We start from the raw sequence: 14,955 nt of genomic DNA, 5'->3' as shown, positions 1-14,955 counted from the left end.
AACTCTTCCCTCAACCGTCGCCCGGACCTCCCCGAGTCGGCCCTGAGTCACCCCGGAACCTTCCCTGAGCTGCCCCCTGAGTCGCCCCTGAGCCGGCCCTGAGCCGCCCCGGAACCCTCCCTGAGCCGCCCCTTGAGCCGCCCCTGAACCGCCCCTGAGTCAATCGCTGAGCCGCCCCCCGAGCCGGTCCTCCCCCTGGACTCCCCTCCCCCAACTCCCCACCCTCCCCCGCCCTTTACCCTTCGCCCCCCACGGTGTAACAGTGTTACAGACGCCTGGCACGACCCCCGCAAGTCACCGATGGCGAAGGGTGGTACGACATGGCACGCGTACGCTACGGAGCGCGCACCGAGGCGGAGATCAGCGCGGCGCGCACCGCCGGCTCCCGGCTTCCCGACATCTGGTCCACCGGCGTGGTCGCCGTCTGGGAGAGCGACCCGGACGCCGTCGCGGCCGTTCTGCCGCCGCCGCTCGTACCCACCGGACGACCGCTGGTCCGGGCCACCATCAGCCGGGTCGAGCTGACCGGCTACCCCTTGGGCGCGGGCTCGGTCGCCGTCGCGGCCGCGCACCACGGCACCGAGGGCTGGTATCCGCTCGTCATGCCGATGACCCACGAGCGGGCGCTGACCGGCGGCCGCGAGGTCTTCGGCGAACCGAAGAAGCTGGGCGAGGTCACTGTCGAGCGCGACGGCCCGGTGGTGCGCGCCGCGCTCGCCCGGCACGGCATCGCCTTCGTCGAGGTGCGCGGTGAGGTGAGCGGCCCGTTGCCGATCCCGGAGCCGGTCCGGAAGACCGACTTCTACTTCAAGTTCCTGCCCGCCGTGGACGGTTCGGGATTCGACGGCGACCCGGTGCTGGTGCACTGCCTGCGCCAGGAGAAGGTCCGCACCCTGGAGAGGGTCACCGGCGAGATCGTCCTCCGGGAGTCGGCGTACGACCCGGTCGCCGACCTCCCCGTCCGCACCCTCGTCGAGCTCACCCTCGGCGAGAAGACCACCGACCAGCAGGGCCGGGTCGTGGGGCGGGTCAGCGCCCGGGACCTGCTGCCGTACGCCCACCAGCGCTACGACGATCCGCAGCAGCTCCTCGACGGCCCGCCCGAGGGGAGCGCCTGATGGAACTGCGGGCAGGACAGGTCGCGGTCGTCACCGGCGCCGCGAGCGGGATCGGTCTGGCCATGGCGCGCCGCTTCGCCGCGGAGGGGCTGCGCGTCGTCCTCGCGGACGTGGCGGAGGAGCCGCTGCGCGCCGCCGCCGACGAACTGGCCGCACAGGGCGCCCAGGTGCTGGCGCGCACCGTGGACGTCGGCCTCCGCGACGAGGTCGCCGCGCTCGCCGACGCCGCGTACGACGCCTTCGGCGCGGTCCATCTGCTGTGCAACAACGCGGGGGTGGGCTCCGGCGCCGAGGGGCGCATGTGGGAGCACGATCCCCGTGACTGGGAATGGGCGTTCGCGGTGAACATCTGGGGTGTCTTCCACGGCGTCCAGTGCTTCGTGCCCCGGATGCTGGCGGGCGGCGAGCCCGGCCATGTCGTCAACACCTCCTCGACCGACGGCGGTGTCGCGCCGCTGCCCACCGCGTCCGTCTACGCCGTCACCAAGGCGGCCGTGGTGACCATGACCGAGTCGCTGTACGCCCATCTGAAGGCCGAACGGGCCCCCGTCGGCGCCTCGGTGCTCTTCCCCGGCCCGCACATGCTGCGCACCGGCCTGTGGGAGTCGCACCGCAACCGGCCCGAGCGCTACGCCAAGTCCCGGCCGCGCCGTACCCCGTACCGCAGCCTGGCGCAGTGGGAGGCGGCGATGAAGGAGGCCGGCCAGGAGGTCGTCTTCACGCCCGTGGAGGACGTCGCGCAGCAGGTCGTGGACGGCGTCCGGGCCGGCCGCTTCTGGCTGCTGCCGCCCGCCGCACACACCGACGCGCAGCTCAGGGCGCGGTCCGCCTCGATGCTCGACCGCGCCGCCCCGGCGTATCTGGAGCACTTCATCCTCGACCCGGACGACTGAGGGAGGTTCCGCCATGACGGACCCGCAGGGTTCCCCGGACCGGCAGTTCCCCGAGCAGGGCCAGGCCTCCGAGCAGTGCCGGGCCCCCGAGCACCGGCCCGGCGCACAGCAGGACCTGCACGACCCGTACCTGATCATCTCCTCCGACTGCCACGCCGGACTCCCCACCGAGGAGTACCGCCCCTATCTCGACGCCCGCTTCCACCGCGCCTTCGACGAGTTCCTCGGGCAGCGCGATGCCCGCCGTGCCGAGGCCACCCGCCTCGGCATCCGCAACGACGCCTTCGCCGAACGGTGGTTCCGGGACCACGAGGAGGGCCTGCGCGGCGGCTGGGACCCCGCGCAGCGCATCAAGGAGCTCGACGGTGACGGGGTCGCGGCGGAGGTCGTCTTCCCGGACGCGGACGCCGTCGACAGCGGTACGGCCGCCCCCTTCGGCGTGGGCCTGGGCCTCTCCGGTGACCACGACCCGGAGCTCGGCATGGCCGGTGCCCGGGCGCACAACCGGTGGCTCGCCGACTTCGTCTCCGCCCACCCCGAACGGCACTGCGGCGTCGCCCTGTTACCGGTCACGGCCGAGACCGGCCAGGTCGTCGCCGAGATCCACCGCGCCCGGGAGTCCGGGCTCGGCGCGCTGATGATCCCCGCCATGTGGGGCGGCAACGCGCCGTATCACGACCGCCGTTACGACCCGGTGTGGGCGGCGGCCGCCGAGTGCGCGATGCCGGTGCTGACCCACTCCGGGTCGTCGCCCCGCCAGGAGTACGGGGACCACCTGGGGATCTTCGTTTCCGAGGTGACCTGGTGGCCGGCTCGCCCGCTGTGGTTCCTGCTGTGGTCCGGAGTCTTCGAACGCCACCCGGGCCTGCGGTTCGGTATCGCCGAATCCGGCTGCTGGTGGCTCCCCAACCTCCTGTGGTTCATGGACCGCCTCTACCTGGGCGCCCACGGCGGCAAGAAGCTCTCCCCGTTCGCCGCCCTCAAGCGCCCGCCGCACGAGTACCTCGACCGGCAGGTCTTCGTCTGCGCCACCAACACCAAGCGCCGCGAACTCGCCCAGCGCTACGAGATCGGCGTCGACAACATCCTGTGGGGCAGCGACTTCCCGCACCCCGAGGGCACCTGGCCCGACACCCGCGGCTGGCTGAAGAAGACCTTCCATGACATCCCGGTCGCCGAGACCCGGCGGATGCTCGGGCTGTCCGCCGCCGAAACCTTCGGCTTCGACACCGCCGCCCTGGCCCCGCTGGCCCGCCGCATCGGCCCCACCCCGGCCGGACTCGGCCAGCCGGCCGACCAGTTGGCGGTCGAGGCCTCCTGGGCCCGCTCGCGCGAGGTGGGCCGCCACTGGCTGACGGATCACGACTTCCCGGTACTGGGGCCTCAGATCAAACAGGAAGGCAGGACCGCCCGATGACACCGGAGCGCTACACCGTCATCTCCGCCGACTGCCACGCCGGCGCCGACCTCCTCGACTACCGGCCGTATCTGGCCTCCCGGCACCACGAGGCCTTCGACGACTGGGCGGCGGCCTACGTCAACCCGCACGAGGACCTGCTCGCCGACACCGCCGACCGCAACTGGAACTCCGCCCGCCGGCTGGCCGAACTCGAAGCCGACGGCATCGTCGCCGAGGTCGTCTTCCCCAACACCATCCCGCCGTTCTTCCCCTCCGCGTCCCTGATGGCCCCGGCGCCCGCCACCCGTGAGGAGTTCGCGCGGCGCTGGGCGGGCCTGCGCGCCCACAACCGCTGGCTCGCCGACTTCTGCGCCGAGGCCCTCGGCCGGCGGGCCGGCGTCGCCCAGATCCTCCTCAACGACGTCGACGAGGCCGTACGGGAGGTCCGCCGCACCAAGGAGGCCGGCCTCACCGGCGGCATCATGCTCCCCGGCACCCCGCCCGGATCCGGCCTGCCCGAACTCCACTCCGAGGTCTACGACCCGCTCTGGGCGGTCTGCGCGGAGCTGGAGGTCCCCGTCAACCACCACGGCGGCTCCGCCTCCCCGCCGCTCGGCGACGCACCCGCCGCCCGCGCCGTGTTCATGGTCGAGACGACCTGGTTCTCGCACCGCGCGCTGTGGCACCTGATCTTCGGCGGGGCCTTCCGCCGCCACCCGGGCCTGCGCCTCGTCCTCACCGAACAGGGCTCCGGCTGGATCCCCGGCGTCCTGGACATGCTGGACTACTACCACGGCCGGCTGGCCGCCGCCGCGTCCGCCGCCACCGCCGAGGCCAAATTCGGCGCCGGCCTGGCCGCGGCCATGGGCCGCACCCCGGCGGAACTGTGGCGCGACCACTGCTTCGTCGGCGCCAGCTTCATGCGCCCGCACGAGGTCCCGCTCCGCCACCGGATCGGCCTCGACAAGATCATGTGGGGCAGCGACTACCCCCACGACGAAGGCACCCACCCCTACTCCCGCGAAGCCCTGCGCCTCGCCTACGCCGGTCTGCCGCCCGACGAGGCCGCCGCCATGCTCGGCACCAACGCGGCCCGCGTCTACGGCTTCGACCTCGCCCGCCTCGCCCCCCTCGCGGCCCGCGTCGGCCCGGCGGTCTCCGAGATCGCCGCACCCCTGGACGAGGTCCCACCGGACGCCACCAGCCCGGCGTTCGCCCCGGGCGGGTCGGTACGGGTGTGGTGAGCGACGTACGGCCGCCGATGCGGGCGCCCGGCATCGGCGGCCGTACGGGGCCCTCCGGCGCCTTCCGGGCCTGTCGCAGAGTGCGCCGGCGAGACGTACGGGGACGTGCTCGTGAAGGGCTCCGCGGAGTGCCCCGTCGCACACAGCTGACGGCGCGTCTCACATACTTCTCGGTAACAACCCCTAGCGGCACCGCCGTCCACGCCTTTATCGTGCGGGGCATGCCGCACCTGCCCGATGTCGTGTTGTGGTCCGTACCGGCCTTCGTCCTGCTCACCGTGGTCGAGATGGTGAGCTATCGCCTGCATCCCGACGAGGACGCGGAGGGCTACGAGGCCAAGGATGCCGCCACCAGCGTCGGCATGGGCCTCGGCAGCCTGGTCTTCGATGCGCTGTGGAAGGTCCCCATCGTGGCGATCTATGCCGCGGTCTACGAGCTCACCCCGCTGCGGATACCCGTGGTGTGGTGGACGCTGCCGCTGATGCTGCTCGCCCAGGACTTCTTCTACTACTGGTCGCACCGCGGGCACCACGTCATCCGCGTCCTGTGGGCCTGCCACGTGGTGCACCACTCCAGCAAGAAGTTCAACCTCACCACCGCCCTGCGGCAGCCCTGGACGACCTGGACCGTCTGGCCGTTCTACGTCCCGATGATCGCCCTCGGTGTGCATCCGGCCGCGATCGCCTTCACCTCCGGGGCCAACCTCGTCTACCAGTTCTGGGTGCACACCGAGCGGATCGGCACGCTGCCCCGGCCCGTCGAGTTCCTGCTCAACACCCCGTCCCACCACCGCGTCCACCACGCCTCGCAGGGCGGCTACCTGGACCGCAACTTCGGCGGGATCCTGATCATCTGGGACCGGATGTTCGGCTCGTTCGTCGCCGAGACCGAGCGACCGGTCTACGGCCTCACCAAGAACGTCGAGAGCTTCAACCCACTGCGGGTGGCCACCCACGAATACGCCGCCATCGCCCGCGACATCCGCGCCGCGGACAGCTGGCGCGAGCGCGCCGGACGGGTGTTCCGCGGACCGGGCTGGCAGCCGGCCGGGCGGGTTGCCGCGGCGGCGGGCGCCGCGCCCGCGGGCCCCGGCTCGCCGGCGCACGCCTCCGTCGAGGAGCCCGCCGCGTGACCGCACGGTGGCCGCGGGCCGCGGGGCCGCTGCTGGGGGTCTTCGCCGTACTGGCCCTGGTGCACCTCGGGGCGCTGCTCGGGGGCGTCCCGGCCGTCGCGCAGTTCACGAAGCCCGCGCTGATGCCGGTGCTCACCGGATACGCGCTGGCGCGCGGCGGCCCGCCGCTGCTCGCCGGTGCCCTGCTGTTCGGCTGCGGCGGCGACACCCTCCTCCAGATCGGCGGGGACCTCGCCTTCCTGGTGGGCATGGGCTCGTTCGCCGCCGGGCACGTCTGCTACCTGCTGCTGTTCGTCCGGCACGGGGCCCGGCCCGGCGGGGGCCGTCGCGGACTCACGCCCGTGCTCGCCGCCGCGTACGGCGCCCTGCTGGCCGGCACCGTCGTACTGCTGTGGCCGGACCTCCCGGCCGAGCTGCGGATCCCGGTCGCCGGCTACAGCCTGCTGCTCACCGCGATGGCGTTCGGGGCGCTGCGGGCGGGCTCGTGGGCCGCGCTCGGCGGGCTGCTCTTCCTGCTCTCCGACACCCTGATCGCCGGCGGCATCGCGCACTGGCCGCAGCTGCCGCTGCCGCAATTCTGGATCATGCTCACCTATGCCGCGGCCCAATACGCGCTGGCCGAAGGGGTGTTGCGGACGCTCACGGGCGCGGCCCGGCAGCCCGCGCCCCCGCCGGCCCGCACGCTCCCGGAAGCAGGCGTCGCGGAGGGCCGGCGTACCGCTTGAGTCTCCCCCCGTGGGAGACCCGACAGTGGACGGCATGTACGAGGACGGCACAGGCCTGCTCACCATCGGCGCGCTGGCGCGCCTGACCGGTGTCCCGGTCAAGACGATCAGAAACTGGTCCGACCAGGGCCTGTTGCCGCCCGCCGCCCGCACCCCCGCGGGCTACCGGCTCTACGGCCCGGACGCCCCGGCCCGCCTGGAGATCGTGCGCGGCCTGCGCGACCTGGGTATCGGGCTGGCGGCGATCCGGTCGGTGGTGGACCGCGAGCGCACGGTCGCCGAGACGGCGACGCAGTGGGCGGACGCGCTGGACGCGCAGATCCGCACGCTGCAACTACAGCGCGCCGTGCTGCGATCGGTGGCCGCGCGGGGCAGCGCAGCAGAGGAGCTGCCCCACATGACCGAACTGGCCCGTCTGTCGGCCCAGGAACGCCGCCGGATCATCACCGACCTCGTCGAGGACGCCCTCGCCGGGGTGCACGCCCCCGCCTACCGCAGCGGCCTGCTGGCCGCCACCCCCGATCTGCCCGACGACCCGACCCCCGAGCAGATCGGCGCCTGGATCGAACTGGCCGCCCTGGTCCGTGATCCCGAACTGCGGGCGGCACTGCGCCGGCTGGCCGAGTACAGCGCACGGACGGCACCGGCGGCGGGGGAGGGGTCCGGACTGGGGGAGACGGACACTGCCGGGCCGGAACAGGCCGCCGTACGCGTCACGGCCATGGCCGAGCAGGAGCAGGCCGCCCTACGCGTCGCGGAGCTGATGCGGGTCCGGGGCGAGGAAGCCGTCGCGGCCGGCATCGCCCCGGACTCCCCGGCCGCGGAACCCGTGCTCGCCGCGCTGATCGCCGCCTGGATCCCCACCCAGACCGGCACGCCCGACCCGCCCGCCGAGGACTGCCCGGCCGCCCGCGCCCGGCTGCTGGAGCAGCTGGAGTGTGCCGCCGAGCCCGCCGTGGAGCGCTACTGGCAGCTGCTGTGCACGGTCACCGGCCGGCCCGCCCCGCCCCGCTGGGACCTCGCCGGCACCTGGACCGCGGCCGCGCTGCGGGCCCACCCCCGCCCGTCCGCACTGGACCGCTCCGCTTTCGACGCCACCGACCCCGACCGGGTGCTGTACGCCTATGAGCAGGTGACCCGGGACGTCCTGGCCCTGGTCGCCGCCGTACGGCCGGGGGACCTGGCGCTGCCGACGCCGTGCGCGGGGTGGACCGTACGGCAGCTGCTCGACCACATGGTGTGGGAGAACCTGATGGCCGCCTCGATCGCCGAGGACGCCCCGCGCACCGACCACACCGCCGACCACCTCGGCGACGATCACCGCGCCGCCTTCGCGGACTCGGTCCGCGCCGCCCGCGCCGCCTTCACCGGCAGCGGGATGCTGCACCGCACCTACGGGCCCTACGAGGCGCCGGGCGCCATGATCGTCCAGCAGGTGGTGGTCGAACTCCTCGCGCACGGCTGGGATCTGGCGCGGGCGACCGGCGCGCCGACCGTTCTGGCGCCCGAGGTCGCCGAGGAGACCCTGGAGGCCGCGCAACGGATCTACGGGGCGGCGCCGCGCACCGCGGGCAGCTCGTTCGCCCCGGAGCGGCCCGCCCCGGCCGGCGCGAGCGCCACGGACCGGCTGGCGGCCTTCCTCGGCCGTGACCCGGCCTGACCTGTGGGCCCTCGCACCCGCAGGGGGCCGGGTGGCGCACGCACCACCCGGCCCCTCCCGCAACGGCCGTGTCCGGCCCGGGAGTTACTTCTTCACCGCGTCCAGCGCATCGACGATGCCATAGCCGAAGTGGCTGTTGTTGTGCTTGGTGCCGGTGCAGGTGGCGTCACCCGTGGGGCAGCCGGGGTTGTCCGCCTGCTCCTTGAGGAGCCACTGGAGCTCCTGCGGGCTGGACTTCGGGTGGGCGCTCTTGAGCAGCGCCGCGACGCCGGCGACATGCGGGGTCGCCATGGACGTGCCGGCCAGGTAGGCCCAGTCACCGCCCGGCATGGTGGAGAGGATGTTGCCGTTCTTGGCGGGCAGCTCGGGCACCTGCCGCGAGTCACCGCCCGGCGCGGCCACATCGATCTGGCCCAGGCCGTAGTTCGAGTAGTACGACTTGAGCTGGTGCACACCCGTCGCCGCGACCGTCACCGTGCCCGGCAGCTGGGTGGGCACGTCCCAGCAGGTCTTGGGGTTGATGGTGCGCTCGACCGGGGTGGAGTCGTTCGGGCTGGAGGCGTCGGGCAGCTGCGGAGCCGCCAGGTCGAGGCCGGAGTTGCCCGCCGCGGCGACATTGAGCACGCCCTTGCGCTGGGCGAAGCTCGCCGCCCGGCCGACCGCGTCGATGATGGCGGCCTGGTCCGCGTCGTTCTTGCAGTTGAACATCCACGGGTCGACGTAGTAGCTGTTGTTGGTGACCGCGATGCCGTGGTCGGCGGCGAAGACGAAGGCGCACACCACGCTCTCGGCGTAGAAGAGGCTGGTCTCCGGCTCGCTGACCTTGAGGGCGGCGATCTTCACGCCCGGGGCGACCCCCGCCACGCCGACGCCGTTACGGGCCGCCGCGATGGTGCCCGCCACATGGGTGCCGTGGTAGTCGTCGTCCGGGTTCCAGGGCCGCCAGGCGCCCTTGGACGTATCGGCCACCCCGCCCACGCAGTTGGCGGACTGCTTCGCGGAGAAGTTGGCCTTCAGGTCGGGGTGGGTGTCGTCCACCCCGGTGTCGATGATGCCGACGGTGACGTTCCTGCTGCCGGGGTTCACCTTCGCGGCCTTGTCGGCCTTGATGGCCGGCAGGTCCCACTGCAGCGGTTCGAGCGGCTCCTCGCCGTTCGCCTTCGCCATGCTGCCGGCCGCCTTGAGCTGCGCCTTCGACAGGTCGATCCGCTGCGGCTTGCCGACGTCGGTGGTGCCCTGCGCCTTCAACGGCGCGGTGCGGGTCGCGCCCGCCGACTGCACGCCCGGCACCGTCCGCATCTCGGCGGCGAACTGCGGGTTGGCCGAGTGGACGACGGTCACGCCTATCCGCTCATGGGCGATGACCACCTTCCCGCCGGCCTTGGTTATCGCCTTCGTGATCCGGCCGGCCGTGGTGTGGCCGGGCGTGGCGTTCACGACGTACGACAGCAGCGGGCCACTGTCCGAGGCGGCGGCGGCCGGGGCGGTGTCCGTGGACGCGGCGGTGGCCGCGGTCGGGAGGAAACCGAGGGACGCCGTCAGAGCCAGTCCGAGCGGTACGGCCAGCGCCCGCGTGCGTCTGGATCGGGGATGAGCCATGGGTACTCCACATCATCCGTGAGACCGCCCGTGCACGGATTGCGCACGGGCGGATACATGAGACGTGAAGTTATCGGCGATCACCGGCCCACAGCAATGGAACGGGGAGAAAAGCCGTCAGGAGTGGCGAATTGATATCGCGTCAGTCCGCTTCCGTACTACGCCCCTGAGGGGACGTCAGGGCCGGTCAGCCGTCGCGCCGCAGGGCGGCGATGCTGAGCAGTGGCAGGGCGATCCGCGGGCCGTACCAACGGCGCGCGACCGCGGCCGGGCCGGAGCGCGGCTCCTGCGGGGTGACGGGGAGCGGCCCCGGCAGCCGGACACTGCCGTACGGGCGCCGACGGGGAGCGGGTGGCTGCGGGGCCTGCTGTGGCGGCGGGTTCACACCGGACTCAACGAAGCGCCCCGCGCACGGTGGCGGCCGTCATGGCCATTCCGCGGAATCTTCTGGGATTCAACCAACGGCCCCCTGTCGCATCGTATGACGCACCTCTACCATGCGTGATCTACATCACTTACCTGAGCTTTACTGTCGGTCCGGCTCCTCCCGTGCAGCGCCGCCGGACCGGCCCTGGGAACCCGCCCCTTCGCGTCAGGAGATTCCGTGAGCGCCGCACCGACCCTCGACCCGGGGACACACGAGCCGCCCGACTACCGCCAGGTGCAGTCGAGCGCGGAATTCGATGAACTCCGCCGCGCACACCGCTCGTTCGCCTTCCCGGTCACCGTCGCCTTCCTCCTCTGGTACCTCGGCTACGTGCTGCTGTCGAGCTACGCCGGCGGCTTCATGGCCACCAAGGTCCTCGGCCACCTCAACGTCGCCTTCGTGCTCGGCCTCGCCCAGTTCGCCACGACCTTCCTCATCGCCTGGTGGTACTCCCGGCACGCCGCCGCCCGGCTCGACCCCAGGGCCGAGGCCATCAAGTCCCGTCTGGAGGGCGACGCATGAACCTCACCCCCCAGGCGCTCGCGCTCCCGCTCGCGGCCGGCGGCGGCGCGGGCGAGCACCGCGCCCTGATCATCACCCTCTTCGCGGTCTTCGTCGCCGCCACCCTCGGCCTCACGGTCCGGGCCGGCCGGCAGACCAAGGGCGCGGAGGATTTCTACGCCGGCGGCCGGCAGTTCAGCGGCTTCCAGAACGGCCTGGCCATCTCCGGCGACTACATGTCCGCCGCGTCCTTCCTCGGCATCGCCGGCGCCATCGCCCTCTTCGGCTACGACGGCTTCCTCTACTCCATCGGCTTCCTCGTCGCCTGGCTCGTGGCGCTGCTCCTGGTCGCCGAACCGCTGCGCAACACCGGCCGGTTCACCATGGGCGACGTCCTCGCCCACCGGATGCGCCGGCGCCCGGTCCGGACCGCCGCCGGTGTCTCCACCATCATCGTCTCGATCTTCTACCTGCTCGCCCAGATGGCGGGCGCGGGCGCCCTGGTCACCCTGCTTCTGGGCATCACCAGCGAGGCGGGCAAGATCCTGGTCGTCGTCCTCGTCGGCGTCGTGATGATCCTCTACGTCACCATCGGCGGGATGAAGGGCACCACCTGGGTCCAGATGGTCAAGGCGGTGCTGCTGATCGCCGGCACCCTGCTGATCACCTTCCTGGTGGCGCTGAAGTTCCACTTCAACATCTCCACGCTGCTCGGCGCCGCCGCCGAGAACAGCGGCAAGGGCTCCGCCTTCCTGGAGCCCGGCCTCAAGTACGGGGCCACCGCCACCTCGAAGATCGACTTCCTCTCGCTGGGCCTCGCCCTCGTCCTGGGCACCGCGGGCCTGCCGCACATCCTCATCCGCTTCTACACCGTCCCCACCGCCAAGGCCGCCCGGAAGTCCGTGAACTGGGCGATCGGCATCATCGGAGTCTTCTACCTGATGACCATCGCGCTCGGCTTCGGCGCCGCGGCCCTCATCAAGCCCGGGACGATCACCGCGTCCAACAAGGCGGGCAACACCGCGGCCCCGCTCCTCGCCGAGGCGATCGGCGGCGGCGCCGGCTCCACCGGCGGCGCCATCCTGCTCGCCGTCATCTCCGCGGTGGCCTTCGCCACCATCCTCGCGGTGGTCGCCGGCCTCACTCTCGCCTCCTCCTCGTCCTTCGCCCACGACCTGTACGTCAACGTGATCCGCAAGGGCAAGGCCACCGAGAAGGAAGAGATCGGCGCGGCCCGGTGGGCGACCGTCGGCATCGGCGCGGTCGCCATCGTGCTGGGCGTCTTCGCCCGCGGGCTGAACGTCGCCGGCCTGGTGGCGCTCGCCTTCGCGGTCGCCGCCTCCGCCAACCTCCCCACCCTCCTTTACAGCCTCTTCTGGAAGCGCTTCACCACCCGGGGCGCGCTCTGGTCCATCTACGGCGGCCTCGCCTCCTCCGTCCTGCTGGTGCTCTTCTCCCCGGTCGTCTCCGGGAAGGAGACCTCGATGTTCCCCGGCGCGGACTTCGGCTTCTTCCCGCTGGAGAACCCCGGCCTGATCTCCATCCCGCTCGGCTTCCTGCTCGGCTGGCTGGGATCCCTGCTGTCCAAGGAGGAGCCGGACGCCGCGAAGTACGCCGAACTGGAGGTCCGCTCGCTGACCGGGACCGGGGCCCACTGAGACCGGCCACTGGGCCGTCCCCACAGGGCCAGGGCGGGGTCGCGTCGTAGAGAGCTACGACGCCACCCCGCCCACCTCGTGCTTCTCCGCCCTGCTCGCTGTCACACCCATCGCGTAGGCTCGAATACGTACCTGTCCGCGAAGGGCAGACGTCTTGAGTCATCACTCTCGGGGAGGGGGCCCAGTGCTCATCGACACCTACGGTCGTGTGGCCACCGACCTGCGCGTTTCACTCACCGACCGCTGCAATCTGCGGTGCACGTACTGCATGCCGGAGGAAGGCCTGCAGTGGCTCGCCAAGCCCGATCTGCTCACCGACGACGAAATCGTCCGGCTGATCACCATCGCCGTGCGGGACCTGGGCATCGACGAGGTCCGCTTCACCGGCGGTGAACCACTGCTCCGCCCCGGCCTGCCCGGCATCGTCGAGCGTGTCGCCGCCCTGACCCCGCGCCCCCAGATGTCCCTGACCACCAACGGCATAGGCCTGCAGCGCACGGCCGCCGCGCTGCGCGACGCCGGGCTCGACCGCGTCAACGTCTCGCTGGACACCCTGCGGCCGGAGGTCTTCCAGGCCCTGACCCGCCGCAAGCGGCACGACGACGTCCTGCGCGGTCTGGACGCGGCCCGCGAGGCCGGGCTGACCCCCGTCAAGGTCAACAGCGTCCTGATGCCGGGCCTCAACGACGACGAGGCCCCCGACCTCCTGGCCTGGGCGATCGCCCACGACTACGAACTCCGCTTCATCGAGCAGATGCCCCTGGACGCCCAGCACGGCTGGAAGCGCGACGGCATGATCACCGCCGGTGACATCCTCACCTCGCTGCGCACCCGCTTCACGCTCACCCCCGAAGGCCAGGAGGAGCGCGGCTCCGCACCCGCCGAGCGCTGGCTGGTGGACGGCGGCCCCCACCGCGTCGGGGTGATCGCCTCCGTCACCCGCCCGTTCTGCCGGGCCTGCGACCGTACCCGGCTCACCGCCGACGGTCAGATACGGACCTGCCTGTTCGCCACCGAGGAGACGGACCTGCGGACGGCGCTGCGCTCCGAGGCCCCCGACGACGAGATCGCGCGGCTGTGGGAGACCGCGATGTGGGGCAAGAAGGCGGGCTCCGGTCTGGACGACCCGTCCTTCCTGCAGCCGGAGCGCCCCATGTCCGCGATCGGCGGCTGACGCGAGCGGAGGTGGAAGCGGTCAGTGGCTGAAGCGGTCAGCTGCCGGCGGCCGACGCCTCCCACTCCTCCAGCGTCACCACGTCCTTCAGAAAGCCGCGCACACCGAGGAACTGCGACAGATGCTCCCGGTGCTCCTCGCACGCCAGCCAGGTCTTGCGCCGGTCGGGAGTGTGCAGCTTCGGGTTGTTCCAGGCCAGCACCCATACGGCGGCGGCGCGGCAGCCCTTCGCGGAGCAGATGACGGCACTGTCGTCCCGGGCGGCGGGATCCTGGGAATTCGGGGAGTTCACGGCCTCAACCCTACGTCCTGCGCACGGACCCTTCGGGCTCCCGGACATGACGACGCCGGGCAGCCACGGGGGGAGCCGCCCGGCGTCGGTCCGTCGCTCCGACGGGGGATGCGGAGCGCGTACGCAGTATGTCACGGGGGATGGTGCCTGGTGCACCGGAACTCCATGATTGATCTGAGCTTTTCTTGAGCTTTGCAGACCGCGTCGAGATCAACTGGGGTCGGGCCGCGGGCCGGACGTGCCCGTCGCCGGCCGCTCGGGAACGGACTCCGCGGGGGCGTCGGAGGCATCCCGCGTCAGCATCGGCCTGGTCGGGGCCGCGATGAACGTCTTCGGGACCGAAGTGGCGTTCTCCCGGCCCGCGTTGGCGATCACCACTGCGATATAGGGCAGCGCCAGACCGAGCACCAGCGTCGCGATCGCCACCGGCCGCTCGACGTTCCACAGCACCACGGTCAGCACCACGGCCACCGTCCGCACCGCCATCGAGATCACATACCGGCGCTGCCGCCCGCGGACGTCCTCGGACAGGCCCTGCCGGGCCCCCGTGATCCGGAAGGCCTGGCCGCTGCTCTGCTTCCGCATCACTTCCACCACCTGGTCAGTCGTGCCGGATTCTCCCCGAAATCCGGTCGGATTCCACGGTACGCCGCGGTCGCGTCGCCTACGAGACCGGGGCGTGCCGTGCCCGCCCCGACCCCGTCTCCCCGTCGCCTCGCTCCGGGTGCGCACGGGCCGCCGTGGGGCGACACTGAGGGGCGAACATCTGCACCGCGCCGCAAGAGGAGGCGTCATGACGTGGTTGTGGGCCATCATCGTGGGCCTGGTGCTGGGCCTGATCGCCAAGGCCCTCATCCCGGGCAAGCAACAGATTCCGCTCTGGCTGACCGTGATCTTCGGCATGCTGGGCAGCGTCCTGGGCAACTGGGCGGCCACCGGCCTCGGGGTCGCCGACACCAAGGGCATCGACTGGATCCGGCACCTGCTGCAACTGGCGGGCGCGGTCCTCATCGTCGCCATCGGGGACCGTCTCTGGGTCTCCATGCGCGGCCACAAGAGACACGCCACCTAGGTGGTGTCCCGCCCGGGCGGGCCCGGTGGCGCACACGACAGGGGCGGCCGGCGCGCGAAG

General features: G+C 72.3%; 15 protein-coding genes. 11 read left to right on the top strand and 4 right to left on the bottom strand.

Going from position 1 to position 14,955, the window contains the following annotated elements; translation table 11 throughout:
* The first annotated feature begins 320 nt into the window (after positions 1-320).
* The 7 genes from BKA18_RS08035 (at position 321) to BKA18_RS08005 (ending at position 8,172) form a co-directional block, all read left to right on the top strand.
* A complete protein-coding gene (locus BKA18_RS08035; RefSeq protein ID WP_366048506.1) occupies positions 321-1,118 on the top strand; it encodes an acetoacetate decarboxylase family protein in 798 nt (265 codons plus the stop codon).
* Positions 1,118-2,011 carry an SDR family NAD(P)-dependent oxidoreductase gene (locus tag BKA18_RS08030; protein WP_366048507.1) on the top strand — a complete coding sequence of 298 codons (894 nt, stop codon included), beginning with the start codon at positions 1,118-1,120 and terminating at the stop codon, positions 2,009-2,011. Before BKA18_RS08035 ends, BKA18_RS08030 begins: the two co-directional genes overlap by 1 nt.
* A 13-nt stretch (positions 2,012-2,024) precedes the next feature.
* Positions 2,025-3,428 (top strand): amidohydrolase family protein, encoded by a 1,404-nt coding sequence (locus BKA18_RS08025; RefSeq protein ID WP_366048509.1) that lies wholly within the window; start codon positions 2,025-2,027, stop codon positions 3,426-3,428.
* A complete protein-coding gene (locus BKA18_RS08020; protein WP_366048510.1) occupies positions 3,425-4,654 on the top strand; it encodes an amidohydrolase family protein in 1,230 nt (409 codons plus the stop codon). The genes BKA18_RS08025 and BKA18_RS08020 overlap by 4 nt, the downstream gene beginning before the upstream one ends.
* 221 nt (positions 4,655-4,875) lie before the next feature.
* Positions 4,876-5,787, top strand: a complete 912-nt coding sequence (locus BKA18_RS08015) for a sterol desaturase family protein (RefSeq protein WP_366048511.1) — start codon at positions 4,876-4,878, stop codon at positions 5,785-5,787.
* Positions 5,784-6,512: a lysoplasmalogenase gene (locus BKA18_RS08010; protein WP_366048512.1), complete on the top strand. Its 729-nt coding sequence runs from the start codon at positions 5,784-5,786 to the stop codon at positions 6,510-6,512. Before BKA18_RS08015 ends, BKA18_RS08010 begins: the two co-directional genes overlap by 4 nt.
* Before the next feature lie 10 nt (positions 6,513-6,522).
* The gene (locus BKA18_RS08005) at positions 6,523-8,172 is read left to right on the top strand and encodes a TIGR03086 family metal-binding protein (RefSeq protein ID WP_366048514.1); all 1,650 of its coding nucleotides are present in this window, start codon (positions 6,523-6,525) and stop codon (positions 8,170-8,172) included.
* 84 nt (positions 8,173-8,256) lie between these two features.
* Here the strand turns inward: BKA18_RS08005 and BKA18_RS08000 are convergent, their stop codons facing one another.
* Positions 8,257-9,771 (bottom strand): S8 family serine peptidase, encoded by a 1,515-nt coding sequence (locus BKA18_RS08000; RefSeq protein WP_366048515.1) that lies wholly within the window; start codon positions 9,769-9,771, stop codon positions 8,257-8,259.
* 187 nt (positions 9,772-9,958) lie between these two features.
* Positions 9,959-10,156 (bottom strand): hypothetical protein, encoded by a 198-nt coding sequence (locus tag BKA18_RS07995; RefSeq protein WP_366048516.1) that lies wholly within the window; start codon positions 10,154-10,156, stop codon positions 9,959-9,961.
* A gap of 219 nt (positions 10,157-10,375) precedes the next feature.
* On the opposite strand from BKA18_RS07995, the gene BKA18_RS07990 reads away from it, so the two are divergent.
* From BKA18_RS07990 to moaA, 3 genes are all read left to right on the top strand, one after another.
* Positions 10,376-10,720 carry a DUF485 domain-containing protein gene (locus tag BKA18_RS07990; RefSeq protein ID WP_366048517.1) on the top strand — a complete coding sequence of 115 codons (345 nt, stop codon included), beginning with the start codon at positions 10,376-10,378 and terminating at the stop codon, positions 10,718-10,720.
* Positions 10,717-12,357: a solute symporter family protein gene (locus BKA18_RS07985; RefSeq protein WP_366048518.1), complete on the top strand. Its 1,641-nt coding sequence runs from the start codon at positions 10,717-10,719 to the stop codon at positions 12,355-12,357. Before BKA18_RS07990 ends, BKA18_RS07985 begins: the two co-directional genes overlap by 4 nt.
* A gap of 184 nt (positions 12,358-12,541) precedes the next feature.
* Positions 12,542-13,531: a GTP 3',8-cyclase MoaA gene (moaA, locus tag BKA18_RS07980; RefSeq protein WP_366048520.1), complete on the top strand. Its 990-nt coding sequence runs from the start codon at positions 12,542-12,544 to the stop codon at positions 13,529-13,531.
* A 37-nt stretch (positions 13,532-13,568) separates the two neighbouring features.
* Here the strand turns inward: moaA and BKA18_RS07975 are convergent, their stop codons facing one another.
* Both BKA18_RS07975 and BKA18_RS07970 read right to left on the bottom strand, forming a co-directional pair.
* Positions 13,569-13,823, bottom strand: coding sequence for a hypothetical protein (locus tag BKA18_RS07975; protein ID WP_366048522.1), 255 nt, complete (start codon positions 13,821-13,823; stop codon positions 13,569-13,571).
* Between the two features lie 210 nt (positions 13,824-14,033).
* Positions 14,034-14,408 (bottom strand): DUF3099 domain-containing protein, encoded by a 375-nt coding sequence (locus tag BKA18_RS07970; protein WP_366048524.1) that lies wholly within the window; start codon positions 14,406-14,408, stop codon positions 14,034-14,036.
* Between the two features lie 208 nt (positions 14,409-14,616).
* Here BKA18_RS07970 and BKA18_RS07965 point away from each other — a divergent pair, with 208 nt between their 5' ends.
* Positions 14,617-14,895, top strand: a complete 279-nt coding sequence (locus BKA18_RS07965) for a GlsB/YeaQ/YmgE family stress response membrane protein (RefSeq protein WP_006606397.1) — start codon at positions 14,617-14,619, stop codon at positions 14,893-14,895.
* Positions 14,896-14,955: the final 60 nt, after the last annotated feature.

The sequence above is a fragment of the Streptomyces auratus genome (genome assembly GCF_050433025.1).
In the GTDB taxonomy this organism is placed as follows: Bacteria; Actinomycetota; Actinomycetes; order Streptomycetales; family Streptomycetaceae; genus Streptomyces; species Streptomyces sioyaensis.
This window is presented reverse-complemented; position numbering and strand designations above follow the sequence as displayed.

What these genes read in the sequence shown, in the direction of transcription:
- BKA18_RS08035 (WP_366048506.1), top strand. Translation starts at nt 321, where the DNA reads ATGGCACGCGTACGCTACGGAGCGCGCACCGAGGCGGAGATCAGCGCG.
- BKA18_RS08030 (WP_366048507.1), top strand. Translation starts at nt 1,118, where the DNA reads ATGGAACTGCGGGCAGGACAGGTCGCGGTCGTCACCGGCGCCGCGAGC.
- BKA18_RS08025 (WP_366048509.1), top strand. Translation starts at nt 2,025, where the DNA reads ATGACGGACCCGCAGGGTTCCCCGGACCGGCAGTTCCCCGAGCAGGGC.
- BKA18_RS08020 (WP_366048510.1), top strand. Translation starts at nt 3,425, where the DNA reads ATGACACCGGAGCGCTACACCGTCATCTCCGCCGACTGCCACGCCGGC.
- BKA18_RS08015 (WP_366048511.1), top strand. Translation starts at nt 4,876, where the DNA reads ATGCCGCACCTGCCCGATGTCGTGTTGTGGTCCGTACCGGCCTTCGTC.
- BKA18_RS08000 (WP_366048515.1), bottom strand. Translation starts at nt 9,771, where the DNA reads ATGGCTCATCCCCGATCCAGACGCACGCGGGCGCTGGCCGTACCGCTC.
- BKA18_RS07985 (WP_366048518.1), top strand. Translation starts at nt 10,717, where the DNA reads ATGAACCTCACCCCCCAGGCGCTCGCGCTCCCGCTCGCGGCCGGCGGC.
- BKA18_RS07970 (WP_366048524.1), bottom strand. Translation starts at nt 14,408, where the DNA reads ATGCGGAAGCAGAGCAGCGGCCAGGCCTTCCGGATCACGGGGGCCCGG.
- BKA18_RS07965 (WP_006606397.1), top strand. Translation starts at nt 14,617, where the DNA reads ATGACGTGGTTGTGGGCCATCATCGTGGGCCTGGTGCTGGGCCTGATC.